The organism is Stenotrophomonas sp. Pemsol, from assembly GCF_003586545.1.
Taxonomy (GTDB): domain Bacteria; phylum Pseudomonadota; class Gammaproteobacteria; order Xanthomonadales; family Xanthomonadaceae; genus Stenotrophomonas; species Stenotrophomonas sepilia.
The window spans coordinates 3,311,526-3,333,037 of record NZ_CP025780.1 but is presented as its reverse complement, the minus strand read 5'-3'; the positions used below and the strand labels follow the sequence as shown (position 1 = coordinate 3,333,037).

At 67.5% G+C, this 21,512-nt stretch carries 18 protein-coding genes; 11 read left to right on the top strand and 7 right to left on the bottom strand.

Going from position 1 to position 21,512, the window contains the following annotated elements; genetic code table 11:
* Positions 1-22 precede the first annotated feature (22 nt).
* From PEM_RS15265 to PEM_RS15255, 3 genes are all read left to right on the top strand, one after another.
* On the top strand, positions 23-934 hold the full coding sequence (locus PEM_RS15265; protein ID WP_119706122.1) for a S41 family peptidase: 912 nt from the start codon (positions 23-25) through the stop codon (positions 932-934).
* A 98-nt stretch (positions 935-1,032) separates the two neighbouring features.
* Positions 1,033-1,926: an NAD(P)-dependent oxidoreductase gene (locus PEM_RS15260; RefSeq protein ID WP_005419556.1), complete on the top strand. Its 894-nt coding sequence runs from the start codon at positions 1,033-1,035 to the stop codon at positions 1,924-1,926.
* Between the two features lie 209 nt (positions 1,927-2,135).
* The gene (locus PEM_RS15255; RefSeq protein ID WP_111128047.1) at positions 2,136-4,667 is read left to right on the top strand and encodes a methyl-accepting chemotaxis protein; all 2,532 of its coding nucleotides are present in this window, start codon (positions 2,136-2,138) and stop codon (positions 4,665-4,667) included.
* A gap of 77 nt (positions 4,668-4,744) precedes the next feature.
* Here PEM_RS15255 and PEM_RS15250 read toward each other — a convergent pair whose 3' ends face one another.
* Positions 4,745-5,131, bottom strand: coding sequence for a DUF2628 domain-containing protein (locus PEM_RS15250; protein WP_014648516.1), 387 nt, complete (start codon positions 5,129-5,131; stop codon positions 4,745-4,747).
* Positions 5,132-5,345: 214 nt separating this feature from the next.
* Here PEM_RS15250 and PEM_RS20335 point away from each other — a divergent pair, with 214 nt between their 5' ends.
* The gene (locus PEM_RS20335) at positions 5,346-5,516 is read left to right on the top strand and encodes a hypothetical protein (RefSeq protein WP_162911597.1); all 171 of its coding nucleotides are present in this window, start codon (positions 5,346-5,348) and stop codon (positions 5,514-5,516) included.
* Between the two features lie 60 nt (positions 5,517-5,576).
* On the opposite strand, the gene PEM_RS15245 is transcribed toward PEM_RS20335, so the two are convergent.
* Entirely contained in the window at positions 5,577-7,610 is a 2,034-nt protein-coding gene (locus PEM_RS15245) for a TonB-dependent receptor (protein WP_111128045.1), read from the bottom strand.
* 497 nt (positions 7,611-8,107) lie between these two features.
* Between PEM_RS15245 and mdoH the strand changes: the two genes are divergently transcribed.
* The 5 genes from mdoH to hemC all read left to right on the top strand — a co-directional run bounded on the left by mdoH (position 8,108) and on the right by hemC (position 13,756).
* A complete protein-coding gene (mdoH, locus tag PEM_RS15235) occupies positions 8,108-10,033 on the top strand; it encodes a glucans biosynthesis glucosyltransferase MdoH (protein ID WP_005419550.1) in 1,926 nt (641 codons plus the stop codon).
* A gap of 50 nt (positions 10,034-10,083) precedes the next feature.
* Positions 10,084-10,743, top strand: a complete 660-nt coding sequence (locus PEM_RS15230) for an alpha/beta hydrolase (RefSeq protein ID WP_111128044.1) — start codon at positions 10,084-10,086, stop codon at positions 10,741-10,743.
* A gap of 3 nt (positions 10,744-10,746) precedes the next feature.
* On the top strand, positions 10,747-11,790 hold the full coding sequence (locus PEM_RS15225) for a sensor histidine kinase (protein WP_181453248.1): 1,044 nt from the start codon (positions 10,747-10,749) through the stop codon (positions 11,788-11,790).
* A 10-nt stretch (positions 11,791-11,800) separates the two neighbouring features.
* Positions 11,801-12,532, top strand: a complete 732-nt coding sequence (locus PEM_RS15220) for a LytTR family DNA-binding domain-containing protein (protein WP_053497027.1) — start codon at positions 11,801-11,803, stop codon at positions 12,530-12,532.
* Between the two features lie 312 nt (positions 12,533-12,844).
* The gene (gene hemC / locus PEM_RS15215; RefSeq protein ID WP_061479896.1) at positions 12,845-13,756 is read left to right on the top strand and encodes a hydroxymethylbilane synthase; all 912 of its coding nucleotides are present in this window, start codon (positions 12,845-12,847) and stop codon (positions 13,754-13,756) included.
* 116 nt (positions 13,757-13,872) lie between these two features.
* Here the strand turns inward: hemC and PEM_RS15210 are convergent, their stop codons facing one another.
* Both PEM_RS15210 and PEM_RS15205 read right to left on the bottom strand, forming a co-directional pair.
* Positions 13,873-14,649 carry a DUF481 domain-containing protein gene (locus PEM_RS15210; protein ID WP_049413237.1) on the bottom strand — a complete coding sequence of 259 codons (777 nt, stop codon included), beginning with the start codon at positions 14,647-14,649 and terminating at the stop codon, positions 13,873-13,875.
* 106 nt (positions 14,650-14,755) lie between these two features.
* Positions 14,756-15,358, bottom strand: coding sequence for a hypothetical protein (locus PEM_RS15205; protein WP_111127543.1), 603 nt, complete (start codon positions 15,356-15,358; stop codon positions 14,756-14,758).
* Positions 15,359-15,438: 80 nt separating this feature from the next.
* On the opposite strand from PEM_RS15205, the gene PEM_RS15200 reads away from it, so the two are divergent.
* Both PEM_RS15200 and PEM_RS15195 read left to right on the top strand, forming a co-directional pair.
* Positions 15,439-16,410, top strand: a complete 972-nt coding sequence (locus tag PEM_RS15200) for a YafY family protein (protein WP_005419539.1) — start codon at positions 15,439-15,441, stop codon at positions 16,408-16,410.
* Between the two features lie 28 nt (positions 16,411-16,438).
* Positions 16,439-17,233: a MetQ/NlpA family ABC transporter substrate-binding protein gene (locus tag PEM_RS15195; RefSeq protein WP_053500668.1), complete on the top strand. Its 795-nt coding sequence runs from the start codon at positions 16,439-16,441 to the stop codon at positions 17,231-17,233.
* A 177-nt stretch (positions 17,234-17,410) separates the two neighbouring features.
* Here the strand turns inward: PEM_RS15195 and glpK are convergent, their stop codons facing one another.
* The 3 genes from glpK to PEM_RS15180 form a co-directional block, all read right to left on the bottom strand.
* The gene (glpK, locus tag PEM_RS15190; RefSeq protein ID WP_065178005.1) at positions 17,411-18,910 is read right to left on the bottom strand and encodes a glycerol kinase GlpK; all 1,500 of its coding nucleotides are present in this window, start codon (positions 18,908-18,910) and stop codon (positions 17,411-17,413) included.
* Between the two features lie 102 nt (positions 18,911-19,012).
* Positions 19,013-20,497: a glycerol-3-phosphate dehydrogenase gene (gene glpD, locus PEM_RS15185; protein ID WP_005419536.1), complete on the bottom strand. Its 1,485-nt coding sequence runs from the start codon at positions 20,495-20,497 to the stop codon at positions 19,013-19,015.
* 242 nt (positions 20,498-20,739) lie between these two features.
* Positions 20,740-21,375: an OmpW family outer membrane protein gene (locus PEM_RS15180; RefSeq protein ID WP_005419535.1), complete on the bottom strand. Its 636-nt coding sequence runs from the start codon at positions 21,373-21,375 to the stop codon at positions 20,740-20,742.
* Between the last annotated feature and the right edge of the window lie 137 nt (positions 21,376-21,512).

Here is a 21,512-nt window from a genome sequence, read left to right as displayed (position 1 = left end):
ATCTTCAACGCGGAGGTGGTTGATGACCGTGTCCTGGATGCTCGCTGCTTTGCTGGCAGCGGCCTGCCCGGCGCAGGACGGAGTGCTGCGCGCGGCGGCCACCGCCGTGCAGGCGCAGTACCTTGACGAGGCGGAGGGCGCCCGTATCGCCGATGCCCTACGCACCTGGTCGGTGCAGCAGCGCTATGCGGACAGCTGTTCGGATCCGGTTGCGTTCAGCGCACGCCTGAACCAGGACCTGGACATGTTCGATGGCCACTTCCACGTTGAACGCGTGGACGCAGCGGCCGGCCAGGACGATTGGTTGATGGCCTGGCGCGCCGATGCCCGCAGCAATGGTGCCGGCGTGCGCGAGGTGCGGGTGATGGAGGGCAACATTGGCTACCTGCGGCTGAGTACCTTCTATCCGCTGGATCTGGCGCGCCCGAAGTTCGCTGCGGCCCTTGCGCTGCTGACCGACACCGATGGCCTGGTGCTGGATCTGCGCCAGAACGGGGGCGGCGACGATGCAAGTGCCGACCTGCTGGTACGCACGCTGCTGGACGCGAAGATCGACGCGGTGCAGCAGCTGGACCAGCGCGGCCGGCGCACGCCGGTACCGCTGCCGCCTGCCAGCCTGCCTGCGTACCTGAAACCGCTGGTGGTGCTGATCGACCGCCGCACCGGTTCGGCGGTCGAGTTCGTCGCCTATTCGCTGCAGGCACTGGGCCGCGCGCGGATTGTCGGCACGCGCAGTGGCGGTGCCGCGCATATGTTCGGTGATCCTGTGCTGCTGCCCGATGGCTATCAGATCAGTATTCCCGACCGGCAACCCATCAATCTGCGCACCGGTGGAAACTGGGAACGTAATGGCGTGAGGCCTGATGTGGCCGGCGGCGACGATCCGCTGTTCATCGCGCGGCAACTGCTGGCGCCTGCGAAGTCGTCAAGATGAACGCACGATTGCATGGCTGTCCTATCGCGGATGCGCGATTGCATGCCTAGAATCGAAGCATCCCGGTAGTTCCCGGGCGCTTCGAGTGAATGGACTCAATGAAGATTCTGTTGACCGGCAGTTCCGGCCGCATCGGGCGCGCGATCTTCGGTGCGTTGGCGGCCGCCCACGAAGTGGTGGGGCTGGACCGCAGTCCGTTTGCCACCACGCGCATCATTGCCGATGTCAGCGATCGGCAGGCCGTCGCGCGCGCGGTGCAGGGCATGGATGCAGTCATCCATACCGCGGCCCTGCATGCCCCGCATGTCGGCCTGGTGCCGGATGCGGTGTTCCAGCAGATCAACGTGGAGGCCACCGCACACCTGCTGCAGGCTGCACGCGAAGCAGGAGCACGGCGCTTCGTGCTGACCAGCACCACTGCGTTGTATGGCCATGCCGTGGTGGCCGGTGGCTGCCGTTGGATCGACGAAGACACCGAGCCGCTGCCGCGCACGATCTACCACCGTACCAAGCTGCAGGCAGAGACCCTGGCCGAAGCCGCCGCCACGCCGGGCTTCAGCGTTCGCGTGCTGCGCATGGGCCGGTGTTTCCCGGAACCGCCCGAACGGATGGCGATGTTCCGCCTGCATCGCGGCATCGACGCCCGCGATGTGGCCAGCGCACATGCTGCACTGCTGCTCGACGAAGGCGCCCCGTTCGCGCGCTACCTCGCCTGTGCGCCGACGCCGTTCCGGCGCGAGGACTGCCTGGAGCTGGCCACGCACCCGCGCAGCGTGCTGGCCCGTCGCGCGCCGCAGCTGCTGGCCGAGTTCGAACGCCGTGGTTGGCCGCTGCCGTTGAGCATCGACCGTGTCTACGACAGTGCCCGCCTGCGCAGCGAGCTGGGCTGGCAACCGTGCTTCGGGCCGGACGACGTGCTGCAGCAGTATGCCGTCGGCAGCATCGAGGTACTGCCGCGGGCACAGTGGATCAAGGACCGCGTGGCCGAGTGAGGGCATCGCGAGGGGGGCGCTGAGCCGAGCCTGAGCGGATTCAGGAATGTGCAGGCCGCCCGCCTCAACCTCGTTGGCGGGCGGCCGCTAACCCAGTGCGCTTCCAGCGCCGGGCGCGCCCCGGCGGCCGGTGGCCTGCGCGACGGATCGCGCGCCTGCGCGGTGCCCTCGTGGTGCCGGTCGTCCTGAACTGCCTTGCGGACCCTCCCATGCCTTCTTCCCGCTCTGCCACTGCCCAACGCCCAGGCAGCATCGCCCACAAGTTGATGCTGGGCACCGCCGTGATCGCGCTGCTGTGCTTCGGCCTGACCGCGTTCCTGATCTACCGACAGGCCAGCGCCAGTCTGATCAGCGCCTCGCGCCAGACCATGACCAGCGAGGCCAACGCCGAGGCGCGCCAGGTGGCGGCTGATCTGGGCACCGCTTTCGCCAGCAATGACGCCATGGTCGAGGCCGTGCTGGCCCAGCGTGCCCGTGGTGACATACCCGACCGCGCCAGCCTGGCGGCGGTGCTCGGCGAACAGCTGCGTGCTCATCCTCAATGGCTGGGCAAGAGCACCATGTGGGAGGCCGACGCCTTCGACGGCAAGGATGCGGAGTTCGTCAATACCGAAGCACACGATGCCACCGGCCGCTACATGAGCTATTGGGCCTGGCACGACGGCAAACCGCAGCAGTCGGTGATGACCGACTACACCGAGACTGCCAGCGGTTCCGGTGACTGGTACATGGTGCCCAGCCGCGACAAGTTGCCCAAGGTCAGCGAACCCTATGCCTATGACATCGCCGGGCAGCAGGTGTTGATGAGCACGTTGAGCACGCCGATCATCGAGAACGACAGGTTCCTCGGTGTATTCACCGTCGACTTCTCGCTGGCAGCGCTGCAGAAGCACCTGGCAACGCTGAAGCCGATGGGGGCTGGCCGCGTCGAACTGCTGTCGCCGAAGGGCGTGGTGCTGGCCTCGGCCAATGCCGCCGAGATCGGCAAGCCGCGCAACGATGCCCTGACCCGCACCATGCTGGCCGACATCGCCGCCGACCGTCCGTTCGAGGCCTTCAGCCCCGACGCGGCCGGCAACGTACGCGTGTATGTGCCGCTGCGCGTGGGCGACGCCCCGCAACGCTTCGCGCTGGGCGTGGTGATGCCGCATGCGGTGATCGTGTCTGAGGCACGCCAGCTGCTGTGGCTGACCCTGCTGGTCGGCGTGATCGCCGCGCTGACCCTCAGCGCCGGCGTCTACGTGCTGCTGCGCCGCCTGGCGATCCGCCCGTTGGCCGAAGCGGTACGCGTGGCCGGTGATGTCGCCGCCGGCAAGCTGGACAGCACGCTGCCGGCGCGCAGCAACGACGAAGTGGGGCGCCTGCTGGACGCAATGCAGGGCATGCGTGGGCAGTTGCAGTCGGTGATGGCTGCGCAGGCCGAAATGGCGCGCCGGCACGATGCCGGTGAACTCAGCTATCGCATGGATGCTGCGGCCTTCCCGGGCGAGTACGGCCGCATGGTGGCCGACAGCAACCAGCTGGTGGCCTCCAGCAATGCGGTCACCCAGCGCCTGGTTGAAGTGATGCAGCGCTATGCCGTGGGCGACCTCAGCGTGGACATGGAAGTGCTGCCGGGCGAGAAGGCGGTGTTCACTGCCGCAATGGCGACCACCAAGCGCAACCTGGCCGCGATCAACGAGCAGATCCAGCAACTGGCCGCCGCCGCCGCCGCCGGTGACTTCGCCGTGCGCGGTGATGCACTGCGCTTCGAACATGATTTCCGCCGCATGGTGGAGACCCTGAACACAATGATGCAGGTCAGCGACCACAACCTGGCGGCACTGTCGACGCTGCTGCGCGCGATCGCCGCCGGTGACCTCAGTGCGCGCATGCAGGGCGACTTCCACGGCGTGTTTGCGGTGATGCGCGACGATGCCAACAGCACCGTGCAGCAGCTGACCCAGATCGTCGGCCAGATCCAGCAGTCGGCGGCCAGCATCCGCCTGGCCGCCGGTGAGATCGCCGCCGGCAACAGTGACCTGTCGCGCCGCACCGAGCAGCAGGCCGCCAACCTGGAGGAAACCGCCGCGTCGATGGAAGAACTGACCTCCACCGTGCGCCAGAACGCCGACCATGCGCTGCAGGCAAATACGCTGGCCGGTTCCGCAGCGGGCGTGGCCAGCGAAGGCGGCCAGGTGGTCAGCCAGGTGGTGCACACCATGGAGCAGATCGAGGCGTCTTCGCAGCGCATCGCCGAGATCATCTCGGTGATCGATGGCATTGCGTTCCAGACCAACATCCTGGCGTTGAACGCCGCAGTGGAAGCGGCGCGCGCCGGTGAACAGGGCCGTGGCTTCGCAGTGGTGGCCAGTGAAGTGCGGGCGCTGGCGCAGCGCTCGGCGGGTGCTGCCAAGGAGATCAAGGAGCTGATCGACGCCTCGGTGGCCCAGGTCGGTGCCGGCGCGCAGCTGGTGCACGGTGCGGGGCGCACCATGCAGGACATCGTCGGTCAGGTCGGCCGGGTCAACGAGATCATGGCCGAGATCTCGGCCGCGTCGCGCGAACAGTCTGCCGGCATCGAGCAGGTCAACCAGACCGTAGTGCAGATGGACGAAACCACCCAGCAGAACGCCGCGCTGGTGGAGGAAGCCAGTGCCGCCGCCCGTGCGATGGAGGAGCAGGCCGAGCAGCTGGCAGTGGCGGTGTCGCGCTTCCGCCTGCAGGCCGAGCCGGAGGGCATGGCCCGCCGCGCGGCCTGATGCCGGAAACGAAGACGCCCGGCGGCTGCCGGGCGTCGCATGCATCCTTGCCGCGCATCCTGCGCAGGTCTGATGGCTCAGAACATTCCTTCAAACGGATTCCAGCTGGCGCGTCCTTCCACCTTTTCCAGGTAGTAGCTGTAGTTGGTGCTGGAGGCGACCAGCAGGTTCATGGCGATGAACAGCATGCGCCCGACGACATCCGGCAGGAACATGCTGACGATGGCCAGCGCAATGTTGATGCCGATCACCACCAGTGCCTTGCGCCACATGCCGAGAATCAGCAGGTAGATGGCACCGAAGAACAACGCGAAGAAGTTCAGGTTGATCTTCAGGCGGTCACCAAAGGACAGTGCCTTCCAGGCCTGCTTGAAGCCGGGGTTCTTGGGGGCGCCGTGCTGGCGGAAGAAGTTGAAGCGGAACTGCCACTTCGGGCTGAACTGGGACAGGTCAGTGGTATTCATTGGGAAACATCCCTGTGAGAAAACGTTTTCATGATAGGACAAGTCCTATTCAGGATCCAAGCGCTAGCGTCAAGAATGTGACGCCTGCCTTGTTCCCGCGCCTGCGGCCAAGCGCCGCGCCGTCACCCGCCCGCCTTGTTTTTAGGATAGGGTGCGCAGTTCCGCTGCCGCCCCGGCTGAACCCGTGCGGCGGCGGGATGTCCATGGAGGTTGCATGACCACACCTGCTACACCGGAAAACGCACCGGGACCGGTGCTCCTGCCGACACCTGAAGTGGTGCAGGCACAACAACTGCTCGCACGCCAGCAACTGGCGGTGGCGATGGACCGTGCGCGCACGGCCGCCACGCGGGATGCGGCACCGACCGCGCTGGAACGCGAGTAACCCGCAACACCGTCGATCGCGCTGGCATGTCGCCAGCGCGATCACGGCGCGTGCCGCCGGTCAGAACCGCGCGGTCATGCTCAGGAAGTAGCTGCGCCCGGCGACGAAGTAGTCGGTGGAGCCTTCCGCATACAGCTTCTTGTCGGCCAGGTTGCTGACGCCACCGCGCAGGGTCAGCACTTCGTTGACGTTCCATGCCGCGGTCAGGTCATACAGCGTATAGGCCTTGAGGAAGGTCGTGGCGGTGCCGGTCTGCCTGCCGGTGTACTGCGCCGACAGGCTGCCGGAAAACACCGTGCTGGGCGCCCAGTCCAGCGACGAATAGCCGGAGAACTCCGGTGTATCGATCAGGTTGCGGCCGGTGGTCAGGTTCCTGGCTTCCTTCATCCAGGTCGCCGAGGTGCGCCAGCGCCACTGCTCGCCGAAGCGGACGTTCAGGTTGCCTTCCATGCCGCGGGTGCGCGCGCGCTGTACGTTGTTCATGCGCGTCCACCAGATGCCGTTGAACCGGCCCAGCGGTGCGTACTCGATCTTGTTCCGGAAGTCGGTGTGGAAATAGGTCACGCCGACATCGATCAGGTCATTGTCGAAGCTGATGCCGATCTCGCGGTTGGTGCTGGTCTCCGGATCCAGGTCCGGGTTGCCGGCCATGTAGCACCCGCCACGGGTGTAGCCCAGCGGAATCAGCGAGGTGCAGCCGCGGCCCCCGGACTGGGTAGCGGCACTGGCCGAGTTCTCGGTCAGGCTGGGCGCACGGAAGCCCTTGGAGACGCCACCGCGGATCGTCCACTGTTCGGCAGGGTGCCAGACCAGGTACGCACGCGGGCTGACGTGGCCGCCAAACTGCTCGTGATGGTCCAGGCGCGCGCCCACGGTCAGGGCCAGGGTGCGGTGCAGTTTCAGCTCGTCCTCGGCAAACAGCGCCCAGGTGTCCACGTCCAGAGTGGAGCCGCTGACCGCGTTGCCGGCATAGTCGATCGGCGCGCGGCCGATGGTGTCGGTGTTGGTCAGCTCCTGCCGCTTCCATTGGCCGCCTACGGCGAACTGGTGTTCAACGCCGAGGGTGAACGGCGTGGTCAGGCTGCCCTCGATGATCGTATCGGTGGCTTCGGAACGGCCGGCAGCACCGATGTCGTTCCTGTACTCGGTCCAGTACGCACTGATCTTCGAATTGCCGAAGCGCCACTTGCCATCGTGGTTGAGCGCCAGCGAGCTGCGCTTGAGCTCACTGGCACCCCAGGCACCTTCGTCCTGCTTTTCCAGCGACGCATCGATGAAGGCCTGCTGCACGCCGTGCCCGGCTTCCAGCGACAGTTCCTGTGCGTCGCTCAGCTTCCACTGCAGCAGCGCATCGACATTGCGGTCCTTTTCGCCCGCGTAGGCATTGCCGGAGACACCGCCGTTGGAGCGGTCCGAATCGCGGCGCATGCTGTTGGCACCGATGCGCAGGCCGAAGCGTTCGCCCAGCGGCCCGGAGAACGTGGCGCCGATCTGCTGGGTATCGCCGCGCTTGCCGTCAGCCGGGCGGGTGTAGCTGTGGGTGGCGCTGCCGTTCCATTCGTCGCCGATGCGCCGGGTGATGATGTTGATCACCCCGCCCATCGCATCGGAGCCATACAGCGACGACATCGGCCCGCGCACCACTTCGATGCGCTCGATCTGGTCCGGCGAGATCCAGTTCAGGTCCTGGCGGCCGAGGTCGGGGCGATAGTTGGTCGAGGCCGAGCTGCCCATGCGCTTGCCGTCCACCAGCACCAGCGTGTAGTTGGACGGCATGCCACGCAGCTTGATCTTGGACTGCTCGCCGACGGCGCTGAGGCCGCCGGTCACGCCCGGTACGCGGCTGAGCAGGGCGGCCAGGTCCGGTACCGGCTGGCGCTCGATGTCCTCACGACTGATCACGCTGATGCTGGCCGGGGCATCCTTGATCCACTGCTGGCTGCCTGAAGCCGTGACCACCACGGTATCCAGGTCCTTGGTGGAGGCATCGGCGGCGGCCTCTGCGGCGGCCAGGCCGGGCAGGGCCAGCAGGCAGACGGTGGCCAGGCGGGTGCGCGGCAGGCGCGCGGAACGGGAACGGGACGACAGGGACATGACGGCTTCCATGGGAGGTGGGGTGACCCGGTGGAAGCAGCAGGCGCAGGCAGACAGCAGGCAGCCCCCCCCTTCCGTGGGTCGTCGGGTGCGCGGTCTGGACCGGCGCAGCTGGGTGGGTCGCGGCCGCGCGGAAGACGGTGACCTGCCTGGTTGATTAAATGATAACCGTTCGCGTTTGTTACGATCCAGTACCGGGGGCGATGCAGTGACATCTGGCCACGCCCTGGCGTGATCGCCTGCTATTTGCTGAATGGGGACAAATCCCGGTGTAGACCTTCGCACCCGGCTTACATTCTGGGCCCTAGACTGGGCCGCATTTTCGATTCCGCCCCGTTGGAGATCGTGTGGGTTCCGGTAGTGACAGACATCGACTGTGCGGCGTGAGGCCGACACAGCCAGGACAAGTGCGGGCGCCGGGAAAGCGCGCCGGGAACCTTGGTGCATGCAGCCCGGCCGGGATGGCCGGCCGTGCCGACGGCGCGGAGTAAGCGACGATGGGGGTGCAGACCATCCATGCGGAAGCAGGAACGCCCCGGCTCGATGCCGGCTGGGCGCTGCTACCCGCTGAATCGCCATTGCCGATGCCCGAACAGACCCTGCGCGAAGGCGCACTGAAGGTCCGGCGGCATCGCACCTCGCCGCGCCTGATCGGCCTGCGCCGGCTGTACCTGTTTGGTGGCACGCTCGGCATGACCGCCGTGGCTACGCGGATGATGTGGCGGGTGCTGTCGGCCAATGGCATCAGCGTGCTCGAAGCCTGCCTGCTGGTGCTGTTCGTCGGCCTGTTTGCCTGGATCGCGCTCTCCTTTGCCAGCGCCCTGGCCGGCTTCCTGACCGCTGTGTTCGACCGGGGCTATCGGCTCGGCATCGACCCGGACAAGCCGTTGCCGGCCGTGCACAGCCGTACTGCGCTGTTGATGCCGACCTACAACGAAGACCCGCGCCGCCTGCTGGCGGGCCTGCAGGCGATCTACGAGTCGGTGGCGGCCACCGGCCAGCTCGACCGCTTCGACTTCTTCGTGCTCAGCGACACCCGCCGCGAGGACATCGCCGCTGCCGAGGAACAGGTGTTCGCCGAGCTGCGCGAGCGTGTGCCGGAGGGGCAGACGCGCCTGTTCTATCGTCGCCGTGGTGACAACAGCGGGCGCAAGGCCGGCAACATCGCCGACTGGGTCCGCCGCTTCGGCGGTGCCTACCCGCAGATGCTGATCCTTGACGCCGACAGCCTGATGACCGGCGACAGCATCGTGCGCCTGGTGGCCGGCATGGAACACAACGCCGACGTCGGACTGATCCAGACCCTGCCGTCGGTGATCGGCGGCCGCACCCTGTTCGCGCGCATGCAGCAGTTCGGTGGCCGCGTGTACGGGCCGGTGATCGCCCGCGGCGTGGCCTGGTGGCACGGCGCCGAGAGCAACTACTGGGGCCACAACGCCATCATTCGCACCCGCGCCTTCGCCGACCACGCCGGCCTGCCGGCGCTGCCGGGGCGCAAGCCGTTCGGCGGCCACGTGCTCAGCCACGATTTCGTCGAAGCGGCGCTGATGCGTCGTGGCGGCTGGGCCGCGCACATGGTGCCCTACCTCGGTGGCAGTTACGAGGAAGGCCCGCCGACGCTGACCGACCTGCTGGTGCGCGACCGGCGCTGGTGCCAGGGCAACCTGCAGCACGGCAAGGTGGTCGGCAGCCGCGGGCTGCACTGGATCAGCCGCACGCACATGCTGATCGGCATCGGCCACTATTTCACCGCACCGATGTGGGCGATGCTGATGCTGATCGGCATCGCCATCCCGCTGTTCCAGGAAGGCATCGATTTCAACGCCCTGCTGCACCTGTCGCCCAGCGTGTACTGGCGCGCACAGGATGAAGAGCAGGTGGTGCGCCTGTTCGCCGCCACCATGGCGGTGCTGCTGCTGCCCAAGGTGCTCGGCTACCTGGCAATGCTGCTGGACCCGGTCGACCGCCGCGGTTGTGGCGGTCCGATCCGTGCCTTCGTATCGATGCTGGTGGAAACCGTGCTCGCCGCGCTGATGGCGCCGGTGGTGATGTACGTGCAGTCACGCGGCGTGGCCGAAGTGTTGTCCGGGCGCGATTCCGGCTGGGACGCGCAGCAGCGTGACGACGGCGGCATCTCATGGATGGCGTTGATCCGTGGCTACGGTGGCCTGGGTGTGTTCGGCGCCTTCATGGGCGTGCTGGCCTGGGCGGTATCGCCGTCGCTGGCGGCCTGGATGGCGCCGGTGGTGATCGGCATGGTTCTGGCCGTTCCGGTGGTGGCGCTGACCTCCTCGCGCGGCCCCGGTGCTTTCCTGCATCGCCTCGGCCTGCTCGATATCCCCGAAGAGAACATCCCGCCACCGGTGCTGGTACGCGCCGCGCAGCTGCGGCGGGAAGCGGCCGAGCAACCGCCGCTGTACTGATTGCCCCGCGCCAGCGGCATAATGCGGCTCGAACTTGAAGGAGCCGCATCATGCTGCAAACGGTGGAACAGGAAACCGGCGCCTCGCCGCAGTGGTCGGTGATCTGGTTGCACGGCCTCGGCGCCGACGGCCATGATTTCGCGCCGATCGTGCCGGAACTGGTGCGGCCGCACTGGCCGGCGCTGCGCTTCGTGTTCCCGCACGCACCCGTGCGGCCGATCACGATCAACAACGGCGTGCCGATGCGCGGCTGGTACGACATCGTGGGCATGGACTTCCGTTCGCGCGCCGACATGGCCGGCGTGCAGGAATCGGTGGTGCAGCTGGACGCACTGATCGCGCGCGAGATCGAGCGCGGCATCGCGCCGGAGAAGATCTTCCTGGCAGGCTTCTCGCAGGGTGGGGCGATCATCCTGACGGCCGCGCTCTCGCGTACCGCACCGCTGGCCGGCCTGATCGCGCTGTCCACCTATCTGCCCGAAGCCGACAGCGCCACGCGTGTTGACGGCGCGGTGCAGGTGCCGGTGTTCATGGCCCATGGCAGTGGCGACCCGGTGATCCCTCAGGCCGTCGCAGCGCACAGCGCGCAGGCGCTGCATACGCTGGGCCTGGATGTGGCGTGGCACAGTTACCCAATGGCCCACCAGGTCTGTGCCGAGGAGATCCAGGCACTGGGTGACTGGCTGCAGGAACGCCTGGGCGCCGCCTGAGCCATGTCGCCGGCCAGCACACCGCCGTGGATGCCGGAACTGTGCCGCCTGCCACGGCTGGCGGCGATGCTCGGCCTGGCCGAGCTGGTGGTGGTGGTACTGGCGCTGGCGCCGGACGGCAGCCGTCACTGGACCTTCGGCGAACTGCTGTCGGCCAGCGGATTCGCGCTGTGGCTGGCGCTGGCGGTGACCGCCAGCCTTTGCCTGCTGCGGCAGACCCTGTCGCGGCTGCCGCCGGTGCTGGGCGCCATTGCGGCGACCGTGCTGGCAACCCTGATCGCGGTGGTCTGCGCCGGCATCGTGCACGCGCTGTACGCGGTGCTGGGCGACAGCTTCGCCAGCGGCATCAGCTTCTGGCGTTTCACCCTCGGCAGCGCGGCAACCACGGCGCTGATCGCCGCGCTGGCGCTGCGCTACTTCTACGTAAGCGATCGCTGGGCCGCGCAGGTGCAGGCCAACGCGCGCGCGCAGGCCGACGCGCTGCAGGCGCGTATCCGCCCGCATTTCCTGTTCAACAGCATGAACCTGATCGCCAGCCTGCTGCATCGTGACCCGGCAGTCGCCGAGCGCGCGGTGCTGGACCTGTCCGATCTGTTCCGTGCCGCGCTGGGGGCGGGCGAGGGCGATTCCACCCTTCGCGACGAATGCGAGCTGGCCGAGCGCTACCTGTCGATCGAATCGCTGCGCCTGGGTGAACGCCTGCAGGTGCGTTGGCAGCGCGACGAGCCGCTGCCCTGGGACCTGCCCTTGCCAAGGCTGGTACTGCAGCCGCTGGTGGAAAACGCGGTGCTGCATGGCATCTCGCGCCTGCCCGACGGCGGCACCATCGAACTGCAGCTGGCGCGCGAGGGCAATGAACTGCAGATCCGCGTACGCAACCCGGCACCCGATCCGCAGGCGCCGGGGCTGGCGCTGGCACGCGGCGCCGGTCATGCCCAGCACAGCATCGGCCATCGGCTGGCCTGGCGCTTCGGCAGCGCCGCGCGGATGACGGCTGGCTGGAGCGAGGGCTACTATGCCTGCCAGGTGACAGTGCCGATCCAGTGAGGGAACGATCGTGAGGGTAGTCATCGCCGACGACGAACCGCTGGCGCGCGAGCGCCTGCGCAGCCTGTTGGCGGCACAGGACGGCGTGGACGTGGTGGCCGAGGCCGGCAACGGTGAGCAGGCCCTGCACGCGTGCGCGGAGCTGCAGCCGGACCTGGTCCTGCTGGATATCGCGATGCCCGGGCTGGATGGCCTGGAAGCGGCCCGCCACCTGGCCAGCTTCGAACCTCGGCCTGCGGTGGTGTTCTGCACCGCCTACGATGCGCATGCGCTGTCGGCGTTCGAGGCTGCAGCGATCGACTACCTGATGAAGCCAGTGCGTGCCGAACGGTTGGCGGCGGCGATCGCACGTGCGCGCACGTTCCTGGCCGGCCGCGATGGCCGGCCGCAGGAGCACAGCGGGCAGCAGGCACGCAGCGTGCTGTGCGCACGCCTGCGCGGCAGCCTGCGCCTGATTCCGCTGGACGATATCCACTACCTGCAGGCCGAGGAGAAGTACGTGGTGGTGCACCACGCGCGCGGCGAGGACCTGATCGAGGAATCGCTGAAGTCGCTGGAAGAAGAGTTCGCCAGCCGTTTCATCCGCATCCATCGCAACTGCCTGGTGGCACGCCACGAGCTGGTGGAGCTGCGTCGAGGCTCGGGCGGGCAGGTGCAGGCGGTATTGCGGCATGGCAAGCAGCCGCTGGAAGTCAGCCGCCGGTGCGTGGCGACGCTGAAGCAGGAACTGCGGCACTTGTGAGAGTTCCGCGCGGCCTGCGGCCGCGACTGCTGTGAAATCAACAGCAACAGCAACAGCAACAGCGGGTCATGGCTCGTTGTTTCTACGTGCTGGGTTGGGCCGGGGTGGGGCGGCGGGGGGGGGGGCGAGTGGGCTGCGCAGGGGCGTGAGCCGCATGGATGCGGCGACCGAGCTTACATGGACGTACTTGCAGCGGCCCCTGCGCAGTCCATCCCGCCCGGCCAAGCACGGCTGTTGCTTTCACGCCCCCCAGCCAGCCACGAGGGGCTCCGCCGTTGGCCGTATCCGCGCCGAAGGCGCGATAATGACCGTATGGAAACTGTCCGCATCGCTACCCGCAAGAGCCCGCTCGCCCTCTGGCAGAGCGAACACGTCGCCGACCGCCTGCGCCAGGCCCACCCCGGCCTGCACGTGGAACTGGTGCCGATGAGCACCCGCGGTGACGAGGTGCTGGACCGCTCGCTGGCCGCCATCGGTGGCAAGGGCCTGTTCCTGAAGGAACTGGAGCTGGCCATGCTGCGGGGTGAGGCCGACTGCGCCGTGCACTCGCTGAAGGATGTGCCGATGGAACTGGACGCGCCCTTCGCGCTGCCGGCGATGCTGACCCGGCACGACCCGGCCGATGGTTTCGTCTCCAACCTGTACGCCTCGCTGGACGCGCTGCCGATCGGCGCGCGGGTCGGCACCTCGTCGCTGCGCCGCCAGGCCCAGCTGCGCGCGCTGCGCCCGGACCTGGAGCTGCTGGACCTGCGTGGCAACGTCAACACCCGCCTGGCCAAGCTCGACAACGGTGGCTACGACGCCATCGTGCTGGCGGTGGCCGGCCTCGAGCGCCTGGGCCTGGGCGAGCGCATCGTCGCGCGCCTGCAACCGCCGCAGTGGTTGCCGGCGCCGGCGCAGGGCGCGGTGGCGGTAGAGTGCGACGGAGGCAACACGCGCCTGATGGCGCTGTTCGCCACGCTTGATGACGCCGCCACGCGCGCCTGCGTGGAAGCCGAGCGGGCCATGAACCGCGCGCTGCATGGCAGCTGCCACGTGCCGGTGGCGGCGATCGCGCAGTGGCAGGGCGACGACCTGCACCTGCAGGGCCTGGTCGGCAGCGCCAGTGACGGCCGCGCCGTGCGTGCCGAAGCGGTGGGTCCGGCCCGCGATCCGGAAGCGCTGGGCCAGCAGGTGGCGAAGCTGCTGCTGGACGATGGTGCTGGCGAACTGCTGAACGTCTGAGGCACCGCAGGTAGTGCCGGCCGCTGGCCGGCAACCTCATGCCGCCGATTGAACGCTGTTGCCGGCCAGCGGCCGGCACTACCGAAATGAAGAACGGGCGCCTTGGCGCCCGTTTCTTATTTGAACTTGTAGACCACGTTCATCGTGGTCAGCGTATCGGTCTTGCGCTTGTCGACAGCGACGTCGCTGTTGTAACGCGCCTGCCAGCCGGCCTTCAGCGCCAGGTGCTCGTTCATGCTCACCGAGACACCGAAGTCGTTCTGGCCGAAGGTGTTGTACGAACCGGACTCGACCAGCAGCGTGTTCACCAGGTCGGTGTTGTCGGTCAGCGAGTACTTCAGGTCGAACAGGCCACGGCCGATCATGCCGGTACGGGTGCGGTCATCCTCGGTGCTGTGGGTACGGCGCACGCCGGGGCCGATCTGCGCGTCGAACGAAAAGCGCTCGGTGTTCCACAGTCGGGTGCCGTAACCCAGACCGAACGAGCTCTGGCGGTCGTAGGTGGCGAAGTCGTCGCGCTCGGTACGCACCGTGGCCGTCAGCTGGCGGTGCTCGCCCAGCTGCAGCGCGCTGCCCGCACTGCCGGTGTAGCGGTTGGCGGTGGTGTTGCTGCGGCGGGTGGTGGTGCCGTCGTCATTGGTCTCGGTCACCTTGGAGCTGGAGCGCAGGCCGAACAGGTCCATGCTGTGCACCCAGTCGCCGTCGGTGTAGCGCAGGCGCAGGCGGCCGTTGAAGCTCTCGGTGCTGCTGTTGCCGCGTGCCGAGGCAAAGCCGAGCTCGCCGCCGCTGCCACTCCACGGCGAGGACATCGCCGCCAGTTCGGAGGCATCCTGCGCGTATGCGAGCGGCGCACACAGCAGCAGGGGGATCAGCAGGGACACGCGCAGGGACATCGAGGCTTCTCCGGAACGGTTAACAGCCGGTGATGATACTGGAAGCGTGATGGCGGTCCGAATCGATCCAAAGCGTGCTTCAGCGAACGTTGCCGCGATCGCCTATTCAGGGCAGATCGACACGCAATGCGGGGTCGTTGAAGCGCGAATAGCGCAGGCGCAGCTGGAAGCTGCGGCCATTGCTGCTGCCGCTGCGCACGATCTGGCGTGGCAGGCCCTGGGCATCCACCCAGTACTCCAGGCGTTCGCCGGGCTGGTTGCCGCGCAGCCGGTAGTGACGGGTCTTGACCCCGTCCAGCGCCTGGCTGCCGAGATCTTCGGCCTTCAGGTCGGCGGGCAGGGCGTCGGCCGGCAGCGGGTTGCGCCACTGCTCGAGCAGGCCGGGCGGGGCCGGCACCTGGCGGATCGCACCGTCGGCCTGCAGGAACAGGGTGTCGCCGATGATGGTCTGCGGCCCGGCCGGGGTCTCCACCCGGAAACGGTCGGGTGCAACGAAGTCCATGGCGCTGCGTATCCGCTGCGGCGCGCCCAGCACTTCCAGTTCGGCGTGGAAGCTGCGCAGGGCGGCGAAACGCTGGCTGGCGCCCAGCACCGCCTGTGCCGGATCGGCGGCAGGTACCGGGGCCTCGGTGCCCGCCGGCGCCGGCGCGCGATCGCAGGCGGCCAGCAGCAGGCAGGCCAGCAGGGACAGGGCAGGCAACCGGCGCATCGGGCATTCCATGGGGTGGGGGCGACCACGATAGCCCAAACGTCCCACACAAGACCCGCGACTCGGACATAATCGGGGGTATGGACCGATACGAACGCATCACCGCCCTGCATCGTCTGCTCAAGTCCGCGCGCTATCCGGTGACGGTGGCGACCCTGCAGGACAAGCTCGGTTGTTCCCGTGCCACCGTCTACCGCGACCTGGCCTTCCTGCGCGATGCGCTGATGGCACCGATCGAGGGCGACGGCGAGGCCGGCTTCCGCTACCAGGCCGACGAGAGCGATCGCTTCGAGCTGCCCGGCCTTTGGCTCAGCTCGGAGGAGCTGCATGCCCTGCTGGCCTCGCAGCACCTGCTGGCGCGCACCGGCGGTGGCGTGCTGTCGTCGGTGCTGGCCCCGCTGCAGCAGCGCATCGAGAGCCTGTTGGCAGCCCAGGCCGGTGTCTCCAGCTGGCCGGTCGACCGCGTGCGGGTGATTCCGCACCGTGGCCGCAAGTTCGATGAAGGCAGCTTCCGCAGCGTGGCCTCGGCGGTGCTGGAGCGCCGCCAGCTGGCGTTCGAGTACCGCGCCCGCTCCACCGACGAGCCGACCAAGCGCACCGTCTCGCCGCAGCGCCTGACCCATTATCGCGACAACTGGTACCTGGATGCCTGGGACCATGACCGCGAGGCGCTGCGCAGTTTCGCGGTGGACCGCATCCACAAGGCACGGGTAATCGACAGTGCCGCCCGCGATGTCGCCGACAGCGAGCTGGACGAGCAGCTCGGCGCCAGCTATGGCATTTTTTCGGGTGCGCCGAAGGGCTGGGCGACCATCCTGTTCAGCGCCAAGGCTGCGCGCTGGGTGGCCGACGAGCACTGGCATTCCAAGCAGCAGGGTCGTTTCCTGGCCGATGGCCGCTACGAACTGAAGGTGCCGTACAGCGTCTCGCGAGAGTTGCTGATGGACGTGCTGCACTATGGTTCGGATGCCGAGATCATCGAGCCGATCATGCTGCGCGAGCAGGCCAAGGCGCTGCTTGAGCTGGCCCTGAGCAACTACGAAAAATCCTGACACTCCCCCCCCGAGAACCCCGTCCCCCATGAAGAAGACCCTGTTGCTGTCCCTGCTCGCCGCTGCGCTGGCCCTGACCGCCTGCGGCAAGTCCGGCGAGCCCTCGCAGAAGCTGGTGGTGGCCGCCACGGCCGTGCCGCATGCCGAGATCCTCGAGGTAGTCAAGCCGATCCTCAAGCAGGAAGGCGTGGACCTGGACGTGCGCGTATTCAACGACTACGTGCAGCCCAACGACCAGCTGGTGCAGAAGCAGGTGGACGCCAACTACTTCCAGACCGAGCCGTACCTGGATGCCTACAACCGCGACCGCAAGACCGACCTGGTGAAGGTGATCGGCGTGCACATCGAGCCGTTCGGTGCGTACTCGCGCAAGGTCAAGTCGCTGGCCGAGCTGCGCGACGGTGCCGACGTGGTGATCCCGAACGATCCGAGCAACAACAGCCGCGCGCTGATCCTGCTGCACAAGGCCGGCGTGATCGAGCTGAAGGACCCGGCCAACGCGCTGTCGACCCAGCGTGACATCACCGCCAACCCGAAGAACCTGAAGTTCCGCGAGCTGGACTCGGCGATGCTGCCGCGCGTGCTGGACCAGGTCGATCTGGCCCTGATCAACACCAACTATGCGCTGGACGCCGGCCTCAACCCGACCAAGGATGCGCTGGCGATCGAGAGCAAGGATTCGCCGTACGTGAACTTCCTGGTCGCGCGCCCGGACAACAAGGACGACGCCCGTGTGCAGAAGCTGGCCAAGGCCCTGACCAGCCCGCAGGTGAAGGCCTTCATCGAGAGCAAGTACAAGGGCGCGGTGCTGCCGGCGTTCTGATTGCGGCTGATCTGTTGATTTGAATGGTGGGTGTCGACCTTGGTCGACACTGCCTGCCCTGTAGAGCCGAGCCCACGCTCGGCTCTGCTGTTTCCGGCATTTCACCAACGGCAGCCGAGCATCGCTCGGCTCTTCCGTGTCACTCCACGTGCCGCAGCAGGGCAGGGCATTGCAGTTTCAATCGACGTGGAAGGCGAGGGTGGCGGCAACCGCCTGCTGCCATCCCGCATACAGCTTCTCGCGCCGCGACACCTCCATCTGTGGCTCGAAGCGCCGGTCCAGGCCCCACTGTGCAGCGATCTGTTCGCGGCTTGACCAGAACCCGACGGCCAGGCCGGCCAGATAGGCCGCACCGAGCGCGGTGGTTTCGGTCAACCGCGGCCGCAGCAGCGGCACACCGAGGATGTCTGCCTGGAAGCCGGCCAGGAAGTCGTTGCCGATCGCACCGCCATCAGCGCGCAGCTCGGTCAGTGCGATGCCCGCATCGGACTGCATGGCATCGAGCACGTCGCGGGTCTGGTAGGCCATCGCTTCCAGCGCGGCGCGCACGAAATGCGCCTTGCCCGTGCCACGGGTCAAGCCAAACATCGCACCGCGCACATCACTGCGCCAATAGGGCGCACCCAGGCCGACAAACGCCGGCACCAGATAGGCGCCGCCGCTGTCGGGCACCTGCGCGGCCAGTGCCTGGCTGTCGCTGGCGCGTTCGATCATGCGCAGTCCGTCGCGCAGCCACTGCACCACCGAGCCGGCGATGAAGATCGAGCCTTCCAGCGCATACTCCACGCGCCCGTCCAGGCCCCAGGCAATGGTGGTCAGCAGGCCGTTGCGCGACCGTACCGCCTGCGCGCCGGTATGCATCAACATGAAGCAACCGGTGCCATAGGTGTTCTTGACCATGCCCGGCTGGAAACAGGCCTGGCCGAACAGTGCCGCCTGCTGGTCACCGGCGATGCCGGCGATCGGGATCGGGTGGTCGAAGAAGAACTGCGGCCGGGTGTGTGCGTACACCGCACTGGAGTCGCGCACCTGCGGCAGCATCGCGCGCGGGATGTCGAGCAGGGCCAGCAGATCGTCATCCCAGTCCAGCGTGTGGATGTTGAACAACAGCGTGCGCGCCGCGTTGCTGTAGTCGGTCACATGCGCCTGGCCGCCGCTGAGGTTCCACACCAGCCAGCTGTCGATGGTGCCAAACAGCAGCTCGCCACGTTCGGCGCGCTGCTGCGCACCTTCCACGTGGTCGAGGATCCAGCGCACCTTGGTCGCAGAAAAATAGGCATCGATCAGCAGGCCGGTCCGCTCGCGGATCAGCGCTTCATGGCCTTCGGACTTCAGTCGTTCACAGATGGCGTGGCTCTGCCGCGATTGCCAGACGATGGCGTTGTGGATCGGCTGGCCGGTGGCACGGTCCCAGACCACGGTGGTTTCGCGCTGGTTGGTGATGCCCAGTGCGGCGATATGGCGCGGGTCGATCTGCCCGCGACTGAGCAGTTCGGTCAGCGTGGCATAGACGCTGGTGAGGATCTCGCGCGGGTCATGCTCGACCCAGCCGGGTTGCGGGAAGATCTGTGCAAACTCGCGCTGCGCGCTGCCGATGATGTCGCCGGCACGGTCGAACAGGATCGCGCGCGAACTGGTGGTGCCCTGGTCGATGGCCAGCACGTAGCGGGGCGTCATGCAGCGTCTCCGGTAGAGCAGTCAGGGTAACTTACCTTTCTCTCTGTAGAGCCGAGCCATGCTCGGCTGCATTTGCACAACGCAGCCGAGCATGGCTCGGCTCTACAGAGTGGAGTGTTCGATCCACGCCTGCAGCCGTGTCACCTGCGCAGCGTCCAGCCGCAACCCCAGCTTGCTCCTTCGCCACAGCACGTCCTCGGCAGTGCGCGCCCACTCTTGCTCGCGCAGAAAGGCCACTTCCCGGGCATGCAGGCCGCCGCCAAACGCCTCGCCAAGATCGTGCAGGCCCCGTACACCCTGCAGCAGTTCCGCGCTGCGACTGCCATAGGCCCCGGCCCAGCGTCGCGCGATACCTGCGGGCAACCATGGTGCCGATACCTGCAGATGCGCGCCCGCCTGCGCGGCGTCGCCCCAGTCGCTGCCTGGCAGCGGGTCTCCGTTTGCTGTCCACGCCGCTCCCATCTGCGGCAGGGCGGGCCGCAGCAGCTCCAGCGCTTCCTCGGCCAGCACCCGGTAGGTGGTCAGCTTGCCGCCCAGCACATGCAGCGCCGGTGCCGGGTCCACCTGCAGCTGCAGGCGGTAATCGCGGCTGAGTCTTGCCGCGCGCGGATCGGGATCAGCCAGCAGCGGGCGGACACCGGCGAATTGCCAGACCACATCTTCCGGCGCGATGGGTTCATGCAGGTAGCGGTTGGCCGCTTCGCACAGGTACGCCACCTCTGAAGGCAGCACGCTGCAGCGCGCCGGGTCGCCGCGATAGTCGGTGTCGGTGGTGCCAACCAGCAGGTGGTCGTGGGCGAAGGGCAACAGGAACACCACGCGTCCATCGGGTTGCTGCAGCAGGCACGCGCTGTCATTGGGCCAGGGCCGGCGCAGGACGATGTGGCTGCCTTGTACCAGCCGCAGCGCGGGGCCGCCACTGCGTGCCTCCATCCGTTCCAGCAGGCCGCCGGCCCACGGCCCTGCCGCATTGGCGACGGCGCGCGCGGTCACCTGCTGCTGACCATCAGCGGATTCCAGCACCGCTTGCCACCGGCCCGGCAAGGGCTGCAGGTCGATGCAGCGGCTGCGCACCCGCACCTGTGCGCCCCGCTGCGCGGCATCCAGAGCGTTGAGCAGCACCAGTCGCGCGTCATCGACCTGCGCGTCGGCGTAGCTGAAGGCCTGCCGCAGATCCGGGGAAAGCCAGGGGCCGAGCGGATCGCGCTGAAGGTCCAGGGCGCGCGAGGCGGGAAATGCCGGGCTGCGACGGCCCAGGTGGTCATACAGCCACAGTCCCGCGCGTAGCATCCAGCGTGGGCGCAGATGGGGTTCCCACGGCAGCACGAAGCGCAATGGATGGACCAGATGGGGCGCCTGCCGGCGTACCACCTCGCGTTCGCCCAGCGCCTTGCGCACCAGCCCGAACTCGCCCTGTTCCAGGTAGCGCAGTCCGCCGTGGATCAGCTTGCTGCTGGCGCTGGAGGTATGCGCGGCCAGGTCGTGCTGCTCGCACAGCAGCACGCGCAGGCCGCGGCCGCTGGCGTCACGGGCGATGCCGGCACCGTTGATGCCGCCACCGATCACCAGCAGGTCGACGTCGTCCATCGTGTCTCCGCGTCCTGTGTCTGTAGAGCCGAGCCGCGCCACCATTGACCGTGGGCGCCATTGAACGTAACGCATCGCAATGCGCGCGGAGCCCGCCGCTCGACTCGGGATAGGGGGCTTGGCTCGACTCTACAAAAAGGCAGTCGAGCATGGGCTCGACTCTACAGAACGCCGGTGACGGAAACGACGACGGGCCCCGAAGGGCCCGTCGCGTTGCATCAGTGAAGCAGGTGCAGCCTGGATCAGAAGCGGGCGCCGATGCCGAAGCCGACGGTCCACGGATCCATCTTGGCTTCGCCGATCTTCTCGCCGCCAACCTTGATGTCCGGGCGGGCGCGCATGTAGCGGGCGTCAGCACGGGCGAACCAGGTGGAGTTGATGTTCATGTCGACGCCGACGGTGCCGATCACGCCCTTGGCATCCTTGAAGCGGATGTCGGTGTCAGCGCCGTTGCCCAGCTTCTCGTTGCTGAAGCTCGACTGGTAGTAGCCGACGCCCACGAACGGACGGAACACGTTGTCAGCCTGGCCGAAGTGGTACTGGCCGCTCAGCGCGACCGGCTGCTGCTCGACCGAGCCGAGGCGGGCGTTGTTCGGGCCCTTGAACTTGTTGTCGAACTTGTCGGCGGCGCCCCACAGTTCAACGGCCCAGTTGTCGTTGATGTAGTAGCTGAAGCTGACGGTCGGCGCCGGGCCACCATCGGTCTTCTTCACGCCGGAGATCGGGTCGTTCTTCGGTTCCAGCAGCGAGATGCCGCCAACAACGGCAAAATGCTTGCCCGACGCGGTGTCGGTGCTGCTGCTGTCCTGGGCGAAAGCGGCCGGCGCGAAGGCGGCGGAGGTCAGCAGGGCGAGACTCAGGATACGGATGGAGCGCATGGGGGTATCTCCTAATGTTTCTTGTTTTGGGCCCCCGGTTGCGGGGCGAGCACACCGTAGTCGCCCCAACATGAATCGAATCCGACGCACGTTAAAAAATAGTTTTCCTTGTTCAGCGACGGGTACGGAACGCCTGT